Below are 17553 nucleotides of genomic sequence, written 5' to 3'. Positions count from 1 at the left end.
AATAAAATTAAATAAAAAAGTTATTTATATTTCATATTTTATTTTTTATTACGTGAAGTTTATTGTTTTTTTTGTTCAATTAAAACTCAGGGGTATTATTGTTATTATTTTTTAAACTTAATTTCTTTTAAGGTATTCCCCAGGGGGGTATGGTGGTGAGCCAGAGCGGGTTCTGTGTATCGAACGACTGATGTGGCTCATATGGAGATATTAAGGAAGATTCGGTTTGGAAACCGATATGTTCTAAAACATTCAGTGAGGCATATGAGGAGTGGTAACACTTTGAGAATAGTGGCATACCATCGGCACTGCGTTCGGTTTTTTTGATCCGTTTTTAATGTGATCAATCAGATTGAGTATGAGAATGAATTTTTTGAAGGTTATGTTTTGTCTGATTGGGTTGTAGCATCTGATGTGGCGCGCAATTTCTCGCGGCGGGAAGAACGCAGGCGGCAAACCCAGGATGCTCTGATCGATGCCGCCATGAGGCTTTTGTCTGAAAAAGGGTTTAATAAAACAACCACAGATGAAATTGCGGCAGCGGCGGGTATTTCACGCCGGACTTTGTTTCGTCACTTTCCTGCTAAGGCAGATCTCGTTACGGCCTGGACGCAGCAGATGACAGATGTTCTGACCAGGAGAGTAAATGCCTGTCCGGCAGATATGCTGCCTCAGGCGGTCATTCAGGTTGCGCTCGAGGCTGTTGTTCCTTACATGGCAAAAACGAAAGAAGAAGCGCTTGCTTTTGTGCGTCTGATTGAACGTACGCCGGAATTACGCTCGGTGAGCTTAAATAAATATGCCTGCTGGGAGGATAGTCTGGCTGCAGCGCTGGAACAACGCATGTCTGAAAGCGGTGACAGGGCTCTGGCAGCCAGAGTTGCCGCCCGGTCAGGAATTGCCGCTTTCAGAACCGCTGTAGATGAGTGGATTAGTGTAAAGGGGCGTACTGACCTGGTCGTTCTGATTCAGCGTGTTATTATGCTGCAGATTGCCTGCTTCAGAGAGATTTGAGCAGGCATTTTTATTGCTCGGTCAGTGAAGTCGGATCGAAGGGTTAACCAGAGAGCTTACCCAGTCAGAAAAGCAGGATATCAGGCCGCGTGATACACCATAAAGTTCAACCTGGTGCTGGCGATACAAAGCCAGGTGCCCCAGACGAGCTGACAGCCCCTTAAATACTCCGCCTCCAAAGACTGTGCCTCCAGGCAGGGTTCCCCATCCATTATAATTTCCTAATGCGACAATCGCTCCCTTGTTGTTGAACACACAAGGCGATATTTCACGTTTATCGTATAGCCACGCCGGTAACTGCCGTGCGAGGTGATGGGCCTGTTGCCTTGCTACCTGAGCTGTTGGCGGCAAAGGGTCATCGGCAATATAGCTGCAATCGCCCATAGCAAATATGGCAGGGTCATCAACAGACTGAAGGGTTGGTTTTACCAGAATTTGCCCTGAACGACTCAGGGAGAGGTCGCCAAAACCTTTGGTAACTTCAGGTGCTTTGACGCCTGCAGCCCATACGCGCAGAGTGGCTGGTATGTGGCTGCCGTCTTTGAGGGTGAAGCCATGACTGTCTGCTCCTGAAACCATAGCAGATGTAAGCACTCTGACGCCAATGCGCTCAAGTTCCTGCCTGGCAGCCTGTGAGACTTCTTCGGGGAAAGCAGGCAGAATACGCGGGCCAGCTTCAAGCAGCGTAATATTTAGTACGGGTGGAGTTTGTGAAAAACTATGAAGGCCAGCCAGCTCAAGTGCTTTGTGCAGCTCTGCCGCGAGCTGAGTGCCAGTCGCGCCGCCCCCTACAATAGCAATATCAAGGGCACCATCGCCAGCATAGGAACGAAGAAGTTCCATGCGGAACTTTTCGTTGAAACCATTGGCCTCAACAAGGTTGTCAATAAAGAGGCAATGCTCAGAGACCCCCGGTGTGCCAAAATCATTTGCACAGCTGCCAATTGATAAGATCAGTGCATCATATTTAACCGTTCGCCCTTCCAGTACCAGGCTTCCGTCTGCACCATAAAGCGGGCCAAGGACTGTTTCCTTTTTTTCACGGTCCAGGCTGATTACCTCACCGGGCCAGAATTCAAAATGATGACGTCTGGCCTGTGCCATAAAACTGATGCGGTCATTTTCATTCTGGGCAGTGCCGGCTGCAAAGCAGTGCAGCATTGGTTTCCAGACATGAGAAAAACTTTTGTCGATCAGGGTGATACGTGCTTTGCCCTGCCTGCCCATTGTGTTGCCAAGGCGTGTTGCAAGTGCAAGACCTGCAACACCGCCGCCAACGATCAGGATTTCAAATTTCCGGCTCATAGTCTCTACCCGTCGTTGTTCTTTAGATCATTGTAAAATAACGGTTAAAGGGGAGCATGCAACTATGCTCCCCTTTTTTTGACTCAAAAGAGACCAAGTTTCTTTTCAGAGTAGCTGGTGAGAATATTTTTAGTTTGCTGGTAATGTTCGAGAACCATTTTATGTGTTTCACGACCAATGCCAGATTTTTTATACCCGCCAAATGCCGCGCCGGCAGGGTAGATATGATAGCAGTTTACCCATACACGCCCTGCCTGCAGGCCTTTTGCGACCCGGTGGCAGATATTGCCATTACGAGACCACACGCCTGACCCAAGGCCAAACTCGGTGTCATTGGCGATTGCCAGTGCCTCGGCTTCGTCCTTAAATGTAGTGACGGTCAGAACAGGGCCAAAAATCTCTTCGCGGAAAATACGCATCGTATTATCACCGCGGAAGATTGTCGGCTGAACATAAAAACCATTGCTGAGGTCGTTACCGAGTTCTGGTTTTGCACCGCCGGTCAGTATTTCGGCTTTATCTTCATCGCGTCCAATGTTGATATATTCAAGAATTTTGTTCTGCTGCATGAGTGAGTTTTGCGCACCCATCATGGTTTCAGGGTCAAGAGGGTTCCCCTGTCTGATAGCTTTTACCCGTGGAAGCACACGTTCAATAAACTTATCATAGATAGACTCATGAACCAGAGCACGGCTTGGGCATGAACAGATTTGCCCCTGATTAAGTGCAAACAGGGTAAAGCCTTCCAGGGCTTTGTCGAGATAGTCATCATCATGATCCATGATGTCTGCAAAGAATATGTTGGGAGATTTACCGCCCAGCTCCAGTGTTGCCGGAATCAGGTTTTCTGCAGCAGCATGCGCGATCATTTTGCCTGTTGGTGTAGAGCCTGTGAAGGCAATTTTCGCAATGCGGCTGCTGTTGGAAAGTGCTGACCCTGCATCTCGCCCCAGACCGTTCACGATATTGATTGTGCCGGCAGGAAAGAGATCACCAATGATTTCCATCAGTACCAGCATGCTGGCTGGTGTTGTTTCAGCGGGCTTCATCACCACGCAGTTGCCTGCAGCAAGAGCCGGGGCCAGTTTCCATGCACCCATCAGCAGGGGGAAATTCCACGGAATAATCTGCCCTACAACACCAAGAGGTTCATGAAAGTGATAGGCCACTGTATCCTGATCGATATCAGTAATGCCGCCTTCCTGAGCGCGGATACAGCCGGCAAAATAGCGAAAATGATCGATTGCCAGGGGGATGTCAGAGCCCAGTGTTTCACGGATAGGCTTACCATTATCCCACGTTTCAGCGCGTGCGAGAAGGTCGAGGTTGGCCTCCATGTGATCGGCTGCTTTGAGAAGAATGTTAGAGCGCTCACCGATGGAGGTCCGTCCCCAGCTTTTAAATGCGTTATGGGCGGCATCAAGTGCAAGTTCTATATCTTCGGCTGTAGACTGTGGCACTTCGCATAATATGCGCGCATCAACAGGCGAGATATTTTTCATATACTGCCCTTTTACCGGGGCTTTCCATTCACCGTTAATATAATTTTCATAGCGTGATTTAAAAGGAGGGGCCTGAATGACTGACATGGGATACTCCATTTGTCCTGTTCATTGCCTGCATAAAATGCTGACTGATTTTTAATCAGGACTCTGCTTATCCTGATTACTATATTCTTTGATATATAGACAGGATAGAGTCTGCAATACGGTGGAGTGTCACATCATCGTGAAAAATGACACTCAGTGCCACTTTGGTGGAGATGCCATTAATAAAGTATTATTAAAAAATAAATTCATTATAAAAATATTATATAAATCAATATGATGTTAAATATTTTTATTTTTTTCTAAAATTAATGGATGTAATAATAAAATGATATATTTTATTTGGCAATATTTTATTTTTTTGGGGTGGTGTCTTGATGGAAGGGAGACTTACTGAGGTCGGGCGCTGTATATTGTGAAAATAAATTTCATCCGTTCATGAGAAACAGTAAAACCAGCCGCCCGGCCCATAATATGTGGCTTTTAGGATAACCCGGCACCCTGTGTCGCGACATCAAGAGTAAAAATAGAATCCCGAGCTGTCATGAAGAGGCGATTACGTTCAGGTCCGCCAAATGTCAGGTTTGAAATGGTGCGTGGCATACGGAGCCGGCCGATCATTTTACCCGCGGGATTATAAATAATTACGCCACACAGACCCAGGGAGCCACTGGCGCCAACCCATATATTGCCCATAACGTCAGCTTTAATACCGTCAGGCATTAATTTTTCGCCGTTAAGAGTCATGGATGCGAAAATGCGTTGATTAGTTAGTTTATTACCCGTGACATCAAAGGCATAAATATTACGAAATCCACCTCCGCCTGGGTGTGCGGCTTTATCTGCGCTGGAGGCGATATAAAGGGTTTTATAATCAGGCGAAAAACAGAGTCCATTAGGGCCGGCGAGCTGATTTTCTGTAAGAACGGCTGTGAGTTCATGTGTTTCCGGGTCAATATAAAAAACATGAGCCTGCTGTCCATAAGCGCCGCCCAGTTCAGTGCTTAGCTCCGTTCCCAGGTTCCAGGTCAGGTTGTCTGGTGTCGGTGCGTTGACACCCGGTTCGTTTGGGTGCCCCTCCCACAAACGGTCTCCATAATCCGGATCTGTGAACCAGATTCCTCCATTCTTATCAACGACAATATCATTGGGAGAGTTCAGACGTTTGCCTTGATATTTATCGGCCAGAACAGTGCAGGTTCCGTTATGTTCCCAGCGAATAACCCGACGCAGGCCATGCTCACATGTTAGCAGCCGCCCTTCATTGTCAAAGGTGTTTCCATTTGAATGATAGCTTTCCTTACGGAATACGGACATCGCATGCGTATCTTCAGCGTAGCGATACTGACTGCTTCCTGTTACGTCACTTACGAGCAGAAAGCGCCCTTCAACTGACCATGCAGGCCCTTCAAGCCACGAGACATTCCCTCGCCAAGCCTGTTCTAACGGTGCGTTCCAGGAAATGACTTTATTGAAAGACGGATCGTAGGATATAATATCGGGGTCAGGTGTGAAAGGCACGGGTGCCTGAGGCCCCCAGACTCTGGCTGGGGTGCTTATGACACTTGGCGGAGATACATTTTCACTGTTCGCAGCTAAGGCGTCGTGCTGTTTTATCAGTGTAGTGCCGGCAAGACCTGCGATGCCGGCAGCCAGAATTTTACGACGAGTTGGGCATGCCGGTAAATGTTGCTTGTCATTCAAATGAGGCATTTTATCAGACCTGTCACGCAATATAAGAAAATACTAAATTACTTAATGGTTGTTTTAAATAGTGGTAGTTATTTTATCAATGTGCAAATTTATGTAGTGCTGAGGCAGAGAGAAGCAGGCAGCTATGCATAGTAATATTTTATTTTTTTGGTGTTATCTTATTAACGATGCAGGCTTATTTTCAGATTTGTGACGCTGCTAATGGTTCAGGCTTTTACTGTCGTCAGAGCGCAAATAAGCAGTTAAGCCTTATTAAGCTTAACTGCCTGATATATAATCAGATATCGTAAGTATTATTCAGTGATTTTTGAGACTATCCACCTGGTAACGTCCGCCAAGGCTGTAACGATTACCGGGGTAAGTGAAAATTCCCTTCATTACCGTTTTGCCCTGTACCCATGTGCGGCGCACGAGCTGAAGGCACGCCGTTGCAGGCTCATCCAGCTCCAGAAGCTGCTGTATTTTTTCTTCTGGTGTCACGGCAAAAATAACGTGTTCCATTTCATCCGGGCGAGCTATGTGTGTCAGCAAACGGTGCGGATGCAAAGAAGTGAAATCCTGCTCCAGGTAGTCCGGTGCAAAATGTGGTGAAACATAGCGCTCTTCAACCTGCAGGGGGATGTTATCTTCCATATGCACAATAACAGAATGGAACAGCTTGGCACCCGGGCGTTGATCAAAGGCCATGGCCAGATCCACATCGGCTCTGACAGCTTCAAGGGTTACCAGCCTTTGTGTGTGAGTGTGACCCGCTGAGATAATATCATCTGCAATATCGCGTAGTTCAAGCAGCGGGGCGCGGGGCATCAGTTCTGCAACAAAAGTACCAACGCCCTGCGCACGGGTTACAAGCCCCTCTGTCATAAGCTCCCGCAAAGCTCTGTGCACGGTCATACGTGAAACTCCAAGAGTCTCGACCAGCTCGCTCTCTGAAGGGAGCCTCTCCCCGACATCCCATTCTCCACGGGTGATGTGATCAGTAATATATTTCTTTACCTGCTCATAGCGAAGCTGCGGGCGGGGAGCAGGAGAAGATGGTGTCATGAACTGATCCTTTGGTAGCGCGGGGTGTTTTGGTAAAATATGGACGTTTGTATCACCTGTATAGAGATTATGTTTTTTAGTTGTCTGTTTTGCCACCAAAGACCCGTGCCGAGGGCCTGACGCCACCAATCCAGTAAGAGAGCTCATGTGGACCTGATATGGGCCAGAAAGCTATATCGGCAGCATAATTTTCCTGCAAAACACCCGTGATGTTTTGTAAGTTAAGCGCCCTGGCGGCAATTGTTGTAACGCCATGCAGGGCTTCGGCCGGTGTCAGGCGCATCAGGGTGCAGGCCATATTCATGGTGGTTGTCAGGTCGAGCAACGGGGAGGTTCCAGGGTTGCAGTCTGTGGCAAGCCCCATGGGCACTTTGTGCTTTCTGAAAAGATCTACCGGCGGCAGTCTCGTTTCGCGAATGAAGTAAAAGGCTCCGGGCAGGAGCATAGCGACAGTGCCTGCTGTCGCCATAGCTTGAACACCATTTTCGTTAGCATATTCGACATGATCAGCTGACAGGGCCTTAAAGCGGGCTGCGAGAGCACAGCTGTCGCTGTCTGACATCTGGTCAGCATGAATGCGAACCGGCAGGCCAAGTTGTGCCGCGGCCTGAAAGATTTGTTCGGTTTCGGATCGTGAGAATGCTATAGTTTCACAAAAGACATCGACACTGTCAGCGAGTTTTTCTTCTCCTATGCGAGGTAACATATCATTGATGATGGTGCTGACATAGTCAGTCTGACGGCCGGCATATTCAGGTGGCAGAGCATGTGCCCCCAGGAAGGTTGTATGCACACGTATGGGAAGGTGCTGTTCAAGGGCACGGCCTACACGCAGCAGCTTGAGTTCATCTTCCAGGGTCAGACCATAGCCTGATTTCACCTCGATAGTCGTGGTGCCGCCTGCAATCATACGCTTGGCACGGGTTATAGCCAGTTCAAGCAGCTGCTCTTCAGACATTGCACGTGTGGCTGCTACAGTAGCGTTAATACCGCCGCCTTCGTGTGCAATCTGCTGATAGCTGACTCCATTAAGGCGCTGGCTGAATTCGTTACTTCGATCACCTGCATAGACAAGATGGGTATGGGCATCTATCAGCCCCGGGGTGGCCCATTTCTGCTGCATAGAGATAACAGATCGTGCAAGTTTTTCGGGGGCGTCAGGAAGATCAGCTTCAGCGCCAATCCACGTAATTTTACCATTTTTCGCTGCAATGGCGGCATTTTTAATGCAGCCATAAGGGTCAGATGAGCTGATGCGCGATGGTGCCATCGTGGCTAAGTGAACGTTCTTCCAGAGTGTATCCCACATGGCATCCTGCTTTCTTAGTCTGTGAGATACCATACAAAGGTATATACAAATAAGTCAAATCCGTTATGGTTTCAAAACGACAACGGTCAGATTCCGCCTGGAACAGCTTTAATGATGTGGGTGGAAGCTGAGTAAAATGGGTATGACTGCATGACCGGAATTTTTGTGAAGCAGGCTCTTCTCCCTGAGGGGTGGAGAAAAAATGTCTCCTTAGTTATCGGGCCGGATGGCAGATTTTCTTCTGTCACAGCCGACAGTCAGCCCTCCAGAGGGATGGAGCAGTATGAGATCGCTCTGCCACCCCAGATCAGCCTGCATTCTCACGCTTTTCAGCGTGGCATGGCGGGATTTGCTGAGCGCCGGCAAACGCCATCTGACACTTTCTGGACATGGCGCACGCTGATGTATCAGCTTGCCGGTCATATCTCTCCCGATCAGATGGAGGGGATTGCCGCTTTTTTGTATATGGAAATGTTACGCGCAGGCTATACGCAGGTTGCTGAGTTTCATTATCTGCATCGTGATAAAAATGGCAGTGCTTACAATCAGCCTGCCGAAATGGCGATGAGAATTGCCGCAGGTGCACAAACCGCAGGGTTGGGTGTTACAGTTTTGCCGACGCTCTATATGTATGCAGGGTTTGGACAGAGACCTTTGCAGGATGAGCAGCAACGTTTTGCCTCAACACCGGGTTTTATAGCTGAAATTATCAGTAATCTCCGAAAGCAATGGCAGGGGAGTTCCCTTGTTTCTGTCGGGCTGGGTCTGCATTCTCTGCGTGCGGTCGGGACAGAAGATATTAATGCGCTTGTTTCGGCTGTTGCTCAGTCATCACCCGTACATATTCATATTGCGGAGCAAATCGGGGAGGTAGAACAGTGTCTTGCCGCGACAGGGCAGAGGCCCGTCGCCTGGCTGTTCGAGCATGTGCCTGTTGATGCCCGCTGGTGTCTTATACATGCGACTCATCTTACGTCGCCTGAGGTCACGAGGATTGCAAAAAGTCAGGCTGTGGCAGGTTTGTGCCCGGTGACAGAGGCCAACCTCGGAGACGGCTTTTTTCCGTTTGTTGAATATGTTGCAAAGAACGGCCGCTTTGGTATCGGGTCAGACAGTAATATTCTGATCAGCCCGGCTGAAGAGCTGAGGCTGCTTGAATATGGCATGCGTTTATCTGCACAAAGTCGCTGCCTTGCTCTGCCTCAGGGTGAGCTGGGTTCAACCGGCGGGTGGCTATATCGCCAGGCCCTGGCAGGCGGGGCTCAGGCCTGTGGTCTTGCACAGTGGGGGCTAACGCCAGGTGCCCGTGCTGATTTATGTGTGCCTGATGAGACGCAGTTTATTCATCCTGATCTTGAAGGTGATGCTGTTTTAGATGCTGCGTTATTCACTCTTCCGGCATTGCCTGTCAGGCATGTGATGTCAGCTGGTGAGTGGCGGGTGCGTGATGGGCATCACCCTCAGCAGGAGCGCCTTACACAGTATTTCAGAACCATTATGCGTGAAATTTTTTCCTGATTTTTAAAAATAAAAGTGCAGAGAAAGAGGTCAGAGACGATGCTTCCGGTTTATTCTTTTACACCAGGTGATATGCCAGTGCTGATTACTTTGCCTCATGCTGGCCAGAGCCTGCCAGAAGGGCTGGCCCTGCGTATGACAGAGCATGGCAGCACATTGCCTGATACAGACTGGTATATGGAGACGCTTTACGATTTTGCGCAGGCTCTTGGTATTGGCGTACTGCGTGCAAATTACTCACGCTATGTCGTTGACCTGAACCGAGGGCCAGATGACGGCGTGCTGTATCCCGGGCGCCCCAGCACCGGGCTTGTGCCACACTTCACCTTTTCCGGTCTGCCAGTTTACCGTGAAGGAGAGGAGCCTGATGCGCAGGAAACTGTGCTGAGAACCAGGCTGTTCTGGCGTCCTTACCATGATCAGATAGAGCAGGAGCTTGGCCGTTTAAAAGAAAAATGGGGGTATGCTGTTTTGTGGGATGGTCATTCTATTGCTTCCACTATTCCTCGTTTGTTTGAAGGGGTTTTACCCGACCTTAATTTTGGCACCAATATGGGGCAGGCCTGTGCGCCGGCACTTGCTCAGGCTTTGGTGGCTCAGGCAGCACAGGCTTTGCACTATACCCATGTTCTCGACGGGCGTTTTAAGGGGGGGTATACGACTCGTCATTACGGGCAGCCAGATCAGAATATACATGCTGTACAGCTTGAACTTGCGCAAACAACCTACCTGGAAACTGAAAAATATCCCTGGCCTTTAAGTGCGCAGAAAGCTGCACAGCTTAAGCAAACCCTGCTTCAGCTTCTGCGCTGTGCTCTGGCGTTTAAGCCCTGAAAACGTCAGAAGTGTTTTTTTTTAATTTATTCCAGATTGACAACGAAATTGTATGACGCTTAACTAAAAGTATATACAAGTATGAACAAGGGTTGGAAAATGAGTGACGCATCTGCAGTTTCAAATAACCGCCTTGCTAATGACCGCATTATCCGCTCTCCGACAGGGACGGAGAAAACAGCTAAAAGCTGGCAAACTGAAGCTGCCTTGCGCATGCTGATGAATAACCTGGATCCTGAGGTGGCTGAGCGTCCCTCAGAGCTGGTTGTCTATGGTGGTATAGGTAGAGCTGCACGAAACTGGGCATGTTATGACCAGATTGTTGCCAGCCTGCGTGAGCTGGAGGATGACCAGACCTTACTGGTGCAGTCAGGTAAACCGGTTGGTGTTTTTCGCACACATGCAGATGCACCGCGTGTGCTGATTGCAAATTCTAATATCGTACCGCACTGGGCAAACTGGGATAAATTTAACGAACTCGACCGCATGGGGCTGATGATGTACGGCCAGATGACCGCTGGTTCGTGGATCTATATTGGTTCGCAGGGTATTGTTCAGGGTACTTATGAAACTTTTGTCGAGATGGGGCGGCAATATTACGGTGGCAGCCTGAAAGGCCGATGGATTCTGACCGGTGGTCTGGGCGGTATGAGTGGTGCGCAGCCGCTGGCTGCCGTGATGGCCGGAGCCTCTATGCTGGCTGTTGAGTGTGAACCTGGCCGTATTCAGAAACGTCTTGATACAGGCTATCTTGATTGCCGGGTGGATACGCTTGATGAAGCGCTTGAGCTGATTACCGTAGCCTGTGCAGAGGGTAAGGCGATTTCGGTTGGCCTTTTAGGTAATACGGCAGAAGTCTTCCCGGAGCTGGTACGCCGTGGTGTGCGCCCCGATGCCGTAACAGATCAGACCTCTGCACATGACCCGCGGAATGGTTACCTGCCCAAAGGCTGGACACTGGAAGAAGCAGAGCAGAAACGTCTGACTGACCCTGCTGCAGTAGAGAAAGCAGCCCGTCAGTCTATGCGTGAGCATGTCGAGGCTATGGTGGCTTTTCACCGTATGGGTATTCCTACTTTTGATTATGGTAATAATATCCGTCAGATGGCTTTTGAAGAAGGTCTTGAGGATGCCTTTGCGTTCCCCGGGTTCGTGCCTGCCTATATCCGGCCTCTGTTCTGCCGTGGTATCGGGCCGTTCCGCTGGGCTGCTCTCTCAGGTGATCCGGAAGATATTTATAAAACCGATCAGAAAGTGAAAGAGTTGCTGCCTGATGACGTTCATCTGCATAACTGGATGGATATGGCACGGGAGAAAATTCATTTTCAGGGGCTGCCATCTCGTATCTGCTGGGTAGGGCTGGGTGACCGTCATCGCCTGGGGCTGGCCTTTAACGAAATGGTTGCAAAAGGTGAGCTGAAAGGCCCGATTGTGATCGGTCGTGACCACCTTGACAGTGGTTCAGTTGCCAGCCCTAACCGTGAGACTGAAGCCATGCGTGATGGCAGTGATACTGTGTCTGACTGGCCCTTACTGAATGCACTGCTTAATACAGCATCCGGGGCTACCTGGGTCTCGTTGCATCATGGTGGTGGTGTGGGTATGGGTTTCTCACAGCATTCGGGCATGGTCATTGTGGCTGATGGCACAGCCGAGGCTGCCCGCCGCCTTGAGCGCGTGTTGTGGAACGACCCTGCAACCGGTGTTATGCGCCATGCAGATGCCGGCTACGACATAGCTGTAGAATGCGCGCATGAAAAATCTCTGAACCTGCCAATGATTAAACGTGGAGCCTGAGGGCATGACTGCATCATCTTTTATACTGCACCCTGGTCAGCTGACTTATGCAGATATGCGCTCTTTCTTTTTCTCGCCTTCCATGCAGATAGAGTTATCTGCCGAGGCAGGTAAGGTGCTTGACGTTGCTGCTTTGTCGGTTGAGCGTATTGTTGCACGAGGTGAGCCGGTTTACGGTGTGAATACCGGCTTTGGTAAGCTGGCAAAAACCCGTATCCCGGATGATAAACTGAAAGAGCTGCAGCGTAATCTTGTGCTGAGTCATGCTGCTGGTATTGGCGCGCCAATGAACGAGGCTGTGGTCAGGCTGATTTTGCTGCTTAAGGCTAATGGCCTGGCAAGAGGGTTCTCCGGCGTGCGCAAAGAGGTTGTTACCCTGCTGCTGGCGATGCTGAATCGTGGGGTTATACCGGTTATCCCTGAAAAAGGGTCAGTGGGTGCGTCAGGTGACCTTGCTCCTCTGGCACATATGAGTGCAGTTGTTATTGGCGAAGGGCATGCCTTCTATAAAGGTCAGAAAATGACCGGAGCAGAGGCACTGCAGGCTGCCGGTCTGACGCCGGTTGAACTTGGCCCGAAGGAAGGGCTGGCGTTGCTTAATGGCACGCAGGCCTCAACGGCGCTGGCATTGTCTGGTCTGTTTAAGGCTGAGCGTGTGTTCCAGGCAGCTCTTATTGCCGGTGGTCTGACGCTTGATGCCGCACGGGGCACAGATGCTCCTTTTGACCCGCGCCTGCACGTGCTGCGCGGGCAGCGCGGGCAGATAGAAACGGCGGCTGTATATCGTAGTCTGCTTGAGAATTCCTCCATTCGTGATTCACACAGGGAGGAAGATGAGCGCGTTCAGGATCCGTACTGCCTGCGGTGTCAGCCTCAGGTTATGGGTGCATGTCTTGATACGTTGCGTAATGCGGCCAGAACGCTGGTTATTGAAGCCAATGCGGTCTCTGACAACCCCATTCATTTTGCAGAAACAGATGAAATGATTTCAGGTGGCAATTTCCATGCTGAACCAGTGGCTATTGCAGCAGATACAATCGCAATAGCTGTTTCTGAGGTGGGTGCAATTTCTGAGCGTCGTCTTGCTATGCTGATGGATGCACAGATGAGTGGTCTGCCACCCTTCCTGGTTAAAGAGAGTGGCCTGAATTCTGGTTTTATGATTGCACAGGTTACAGCTGCAGCTCTGGCGTCAGAGAATAAAACGCTGGCGCACCCGGCCAGTGTTGATAGCCTGCCAACCTCTGCTAACCAGGAAGACCATGTCAGTATGGCAACTTTTGCAGCCAGACGCCTGGAAGATATAGTGGATAATGTTTGTACGATTATTGCTATTGAAGGGCTGGCAGCAGTGCAGGGGCTTGATTTTCTTGCGCCGTTGCTCACATCGCGCCCGCTTTCTGTGGCAAAGGATGCTGTGCGTGAGAAAATTGCCTTTTTTGCACAGGACAGGCTTTTTACCCCGGATATTGAAGCAATGCGTGAGCTGATAGCTGGTGGAGTGATAGCTGACAGAGTGAAGGAGTTTGTGCCATTGCCGGAGTGTAGTGCTGTCTGAGCCTATAGTTCTGCTCCTGCCCCCGGCATTGTCCGGGGGTTTTTTGTATTGAGAGGTTATGATGGCCTGTGTTGATAGTGCAGAGTTACAGAAAAAAGCAGAAAAATTTCTCCCGCGGTTATTTCGTGACTATGTGGCAGGTGGTGCCCATGAAGAAAGAACACTCCAGGCTAATCGGGATGAGTTCAGAAAATGGACGATCAAACCACGTTGTCTTCGTGATGTATCATCTGTATCAACAACAACGCAGTGGCTTGGTTATGACTGCTCCGCTCCTTTTATGCTGGCACCGGTTGGTTTTGCGGGAATGATGCGTCAGGGTGGTGATCTGATGGCTGCACGAGCTGCGGCGAAAGAAAAAATTCCTTTTTGTGTATCAACATTTTCAATCGCGTCACTTGAAGAAATATGCCAGGTGCCGGGCGCGGATGTGCTGGCTCAGATTTATGTTTTTCGTGACCGTGATATAACCCGTGATATGATGGAGCGTGCGCGTAAATGTGGTGTGCGTACGCTTATTTTCACAGTAGATACGCCTGTTACCCCATTGCGGCCACGTGATGAGCGTAATGGTTTCAGGCGGCTCAGTAAGCCATCTCTGGCTCAGCTGGCCTCTTTTGCGGCAGCCTGGCGCTGGGGTGCTGGCATGGCGCGTCATGGTATGCCTCAGCTGCGTAATTTAAGTGCCTATGGCATGGGGCATTCTTTGCTTGAGCAGGCAAAGAATGCTGCATCGCAAATTGACCCTGGTCTGACATGGCGTGACCTTGAATGGTTCAGAGCACAGTGGAGCGGTCAGCTGCTTGTTAAAGGTATTATGCATGCTGATGATGCCGCACGTTGTGTGGCTGCCGGGGCTGATGCCGTTATAGTTTCTAATCATGGCGGTCGGCAGCTTGACCCCGCACCTGCAACCCTTGCTGTTTTGCCTGAGATTGTACAATCAGCCGGACAGCATTGTTCTGTGGTGATCGATAGTGGTATTCGCCGTGGTGGTGATGTTGTAACATCTCTTGCGCAGGGGGCTTCACTTACAGCATCAGGCAGGCCATGGGCCTGGGCAGTTGCTGCAGGAGGAGAGTCCGGGGTCAGGGAGATGATCTCCCTGCTGCGCCGGGAGATATATGATGTACTTGCCCTCTCAGGGCACAACAGTGTTGAAAGTTTGCGTTTAGCTGGTGTGGATGTATTAAAACGACAAAAATGATTTTGTTTTTTGCTCTGCATACCCCTGTTATCAGATTATGATAACAGGGGTTTTGTTTAGTCACATATCAGAAATTAGCACTCAGTGAGCCAAAGAACATACGCGGTGCGCCAACCAGCATAGACTGGTAAGCCAGCGCGCCCTGGCCTGTGCTGAGAGGATTGCCGTTTTCGCCCATCGTTGAAATGTAGCGGTTATTTTGCAGGTTTGTGATGCTAAAGCTGAGTGTAAGGTCTTTTACCGCTGAAACAGAGTTGCGGAAGGCTTCAAGCTTGCCAAAATTATACTGAACGCCAAGGTTGCTGAGCCAGTAACCAGGAATTTTGACATCACCGGTATAGCTGTAGTTACGCTTGCCGATATAGTTGGCATCGACATAAGCCGTTACACCTCGCCATTCGTATGAAAGACGTGTTTTATACATAAATCGTGGGTAGTTAACGATTTGCTTGCCTTTTGTACCATAAGATGTGCCGGCTTCAGTCAGGTTATTATCGTAAGTGGCGTGGTCATAGCTGATGCTGTTTGTGAAAGAGAGGTTCCTGATCGGCATGATTGTAATGGCTGCATCTACACCATTCATGGTTACGCCACCAACGTTAGACACTGTAGAGACAGGATTAACGGCTGAACCGGAAGTGATTTGCTGCAGTCGGTTATTAAAGTTTGTGCGATAGGCATAAACCGACGCCCCGACAAAGCGGCTATTGTACCGGTAGCCCAGCGCATAGGTCCAGTCAGTTTCTGGTTTAAATGAGTTGCGACCAGCATCAAACGCAGTTTGGGAGATGGCAAAAGGGGAGTTGGAGAGTTTGTAGCCAGATTGTGCATAGGTATGCACGTTTTCTGAAATATCAAAATAGAGTTCATGATGTTTCAGGAAGTGCCAGTCAGCACTGATGTGTGGCAGGAATGGTTTTGATGTGGTCAGACCAACGCCACTGGCAATATTAGAGCCTGCGCCATAATAATCGTCATTAATAAAACCATTGCCTACGCGCGTTGTTGCCAGCACTGATTTGAAACCAAAATGCAGGGCCAGATTGGGCAGGATACGATAGGTGTCCTGAACAAAGGCTGTGAATGTATTGGTATTATATGTCTGGTTATAAATTTTTGCGAACGGGTTTGACCAGTGCCCAAGGGGGTTAGGAATGGCAGATGTCAGCTGGCCATCAACGATATTTGGCATTTCATATGCGAACATATTTGACTGGTAATGGTTATTTTCATACCACACGCCACCGCTGATATCGTTATGTGCAATATTGTAATGTAGCTGAGAAAGAATACCAAAGCGACGAATAGAGGGTTCTTTGACCAGCTCAGACAATGGTGAGCCGTTAGGTGATGAATAATAAGGTGTGGTCCAGGTTGTCTGGTTTGTTTCTCCGTGCCCGTAGGCTGTTGTGTCCCAGGTGAGTTTATCAGTCAGCTGCATATGAGATTTAATGCCGCCAAATGTATCATCAGTATTCAGCACGGCATCATAATAGGCAGAATCTTCCGGGTCTTTGAGCTTATTAAAACCAGGAGGAAATATACCGTTTGCGGCGTTAATAGCTGCCTGAAGGCCGCTTTGCTTACCGTTATAATAATTAGTTGTTTTATAGCCGACATTACTGAGCATTTCGGGAGAGACATCAGGAGTCGAAAACTGGTGAAGGTCTGCCCAGTCAAAAAAGGCTGATATACTGCTGCTTTCACCAACCGGCTGCACAAATTTGGCGTTGACCTGCTGCATGAACTGATCACCGGTGCCTTTCCAGATTTGTCCGTCCTGTCGCATGTAAGAGGCATAAAAACGTGTGCCGGTGCTGTTGAGGTCGCCACTGTCAACACGGGCAAAGGTATGGAAGTTTGCGTAGCTGCCAAAACCCTGTGTGACGGTGCCGCCAAATTTATGAGCGGGGTCGCGTGAGATGTAGGAAAACGAACCGCCAAGGTTGTTTGTCGCAGCAACAGATTCGGCTCCGGCTGATTCAGACACAACAATGCGGGCAACGTTTTCTGACGAAATAGCCTGAATAGTATTGAGACCGTTATAGTTACGAACAGTCTGTTCGCCCAGAGGCATACCATCGAGAGTCATCCCGATTTCCTGCTGCTGAAAGCCGTGCATAAATACCTGGTTAGACCAGACATCAATACCCTGTGGCTGTGCTGTCTGAAACATGATGCCAGGAAGCTGTGCCAGAGTTTTCAGAGGGTTTGTACCTGCCGGAGCCTGAGACAGAAGTTTCTGGCCAATAGTGACCACAGCACCATGTGGCACATTATGTGAGCGCACTTCAAACTGTTCAGATGTGGAACTGAGATAAGTTGCAGGTTCCTGTGGTGTGGCTGTTTTTTGTTTTGCACTGGCTTTAGATACAATTTTTGCATTTCTGGCCGGTGGAATATGTTTTCGTGCAGTGATGTGCGGTGTTTTATGAACCGGGGTTGCCGCTCGCGCATAACCGCTGCCTATCGGAATAAACGCGGAGGACAATAGTAATAGTCTGGTCAGTGAAACGGTGCTGGGTCTCATGCGTCTGAACTCCACCGGTGCAGTTATGGGGGCAGGAGAAGAAAAGATATAGACAATATGTTTTTGTTCTATTGGTTCAGCAATTTTTGATTTTGATGCACCAATTTCGATAAGAACCCTAAGTTGTCCATACGAGTTAGGTCAATAGGATTCGAAACGATTGCGAAATATTTTTTT

12 protein-coding genes are annotated in these 17553 nt (G+C 49.3%); 6 read left to right on the top strand and 6 right to left on the bottom strand.

The window, feature by feature from the left end:
* Positions 1-387: 387 nt before the first annotated feature.
* A complete protein-coding gene (locus tag HK11_RS08230) occupies positions 388-1014 on the top strand; it encodes a TetR/AcrR family transcriptional regulator (protein WP_233127623.1) in 627 nt (208 codons plus the stop codon).
* 21 nt (positions 1015-1035) lie between these two features.
* Here the strand turns inward: HK11_RS08230 and HK11_RS08225 are convergent, their stop codons facing one another.
* The 5 genes from HK11_RS08225 to hutI form a co-directional block, all read right to left on the bottom strand.
* Complete coding sequence (locus HK11_RS08225) at positions 1036-2319, bottom strand: NAD(P)/FAD-dependent oxidoreductase (RefSeq protein ID WP_086554874.1); 1284 nt, start codon at positions 2317-2319, stop codon at positions 1036-1038.
* 83 nt (positions 2320-2402) lie between these two features.
* Positions 2403-3908: an aldehyde dehydrogenase family protein gene (locus tag HK11_RS08220; protein ID WP_086554873.1), complete on the bottom strand. Its 1506-nt coding sequence runs from the start codon at positions 3906-3908 to the stop codon at positions 2403-2405.
* A gap of 441 nt (positions 3909-4349) precedes the next feature.
* Positions 4350-5579 carry an SMP-30/gluconolactonase/LRE family protein gene (locus HK11_RS08215; RefSeq protein ID WP_086554872.1) on the bottom strand — a complete coding sequence of 410 codons (1230 nt, stop codon included), beginning with the start codon at positions 5577-5579 and terminating at the stop codon, positions 4350-4352.
* A 297-nt stretch (positions 5580-5876) separates the two neighbouring features.
* The gene (gene hutC / locus HK11_RS08210; protein ID WP_086554871.1) at positions 5877-6623 is read right to left on the bottom strand and encodes a histidine utilization repressor; all 747 of its coding nucleotides are present in this window, start codon (positions 6621-6623) and stop codon (positions 5877-5879) included.
* Positions 6624-6699: 76 nt separating this feature from the next.
* Positions 6700-7932, bottom strand: coding sequence for an imidazolonepropionase (gene hutI, locus HK11_RS08205; RefSeq protein WP_086554870.1), 1233 nt, complete (start codon positions 7930-7932; stop codon positions 6700-6702).
* 150 nt (positions 7933-8082) lie between these two features.
* Between hutI and HK11_RS08200 the strand changes: the two genes are divergently transcribed.
* From HK11_RS08200 to HK11_RS08180, 5 genes are all read left to right on the top strand, one after another.
* On the top strand, positions 8083-9450 hold the full coding sequence (locus HK11_RS08200) for a formimidoylglutamate deiminase (protein ID WP_086554869.1): 1368 nt from the start codon (positions 8083-8085) through the stop codon (positions 9448-9450).
* Positions 9451-9489: 39 nt separating this feature from the next.
* Positions 9490-10284 carry an N-formylglutamate deformylase gene (hutG, locus tag HK11_RS08195; protein ID WP_086554868.1) on the top strand — a complete coding sequence of 265 codons (795 nt, stop codon included), beginning with the start codon at positions 9490-9492 and terminating at the stop codon, positions 10282-10284.
* Positions 10285-10383: 99 nt separating this feature from the next.
* Positions 10384-12081, top strand: coding sequence for a urocanate hydratase (hutU, locus tag HK11_RS08190; RefSeq protein ID WP_086554867.1), 1698 nt, complete (start codon positions 10384-10386; stop codon positions 12079-12081).
* A gap of 4 nt (positions 12082-12085) precedes the next feature.
* Positions 12086-13639 (top strand): histidine ammonia-lyase, encoded by a 1554-nt coding sequence (hutH, locus tag HK11_RS08185; RefSeq protein ID WP_086554881.1) that lies wholly within the window; start codon positions 12086-12088, stop codon positions 13637-13639.
* Positions 13640-13697: 58 nt separating this feature from the next.
* Positions 13698-14846, top strand: coding sequence for an alpha-hydroxy acid oxidase (locus HK11_RS08180; protein ID WP_233133395.1), 1149 nt, complete (start codon positions 13698-13700; stop codon positions 14844-14846).
* Positions 14847-14913: 67 nt separating this feature from the next.
* Here HK11_RS08180 and HK11_RS08175 read toward each other — a convergent pair whose 3' ends face one another.
* On the bottom strand, positions 14914-17376 hold the full coding sequence (locus HK11_RS08175; RefSeq protein ID WP_086554866.1) for a TonB-dependent receptor domain-containing protein: 2463 nt from the start codon (positions 17374-17376) through the stop codon (positions 14914-14916).
* Positions 17377-17553: the final 177 nt, after the last annotated feature.

The organism is Acetobacter sp. DmW_043 (assembly GCF_002153485.1).
Lineage (GTDB): Bacteria > Pseudomonadota > Alphaproteobacteria > Acetobacterales > Acetobacteraceae > Acetobacter > Acetobacter thailandicus.
Note: the sequence above shows the minus strand (reverse complement) of the source record. Positions and strands in the feature narration are given on the sequence as shown.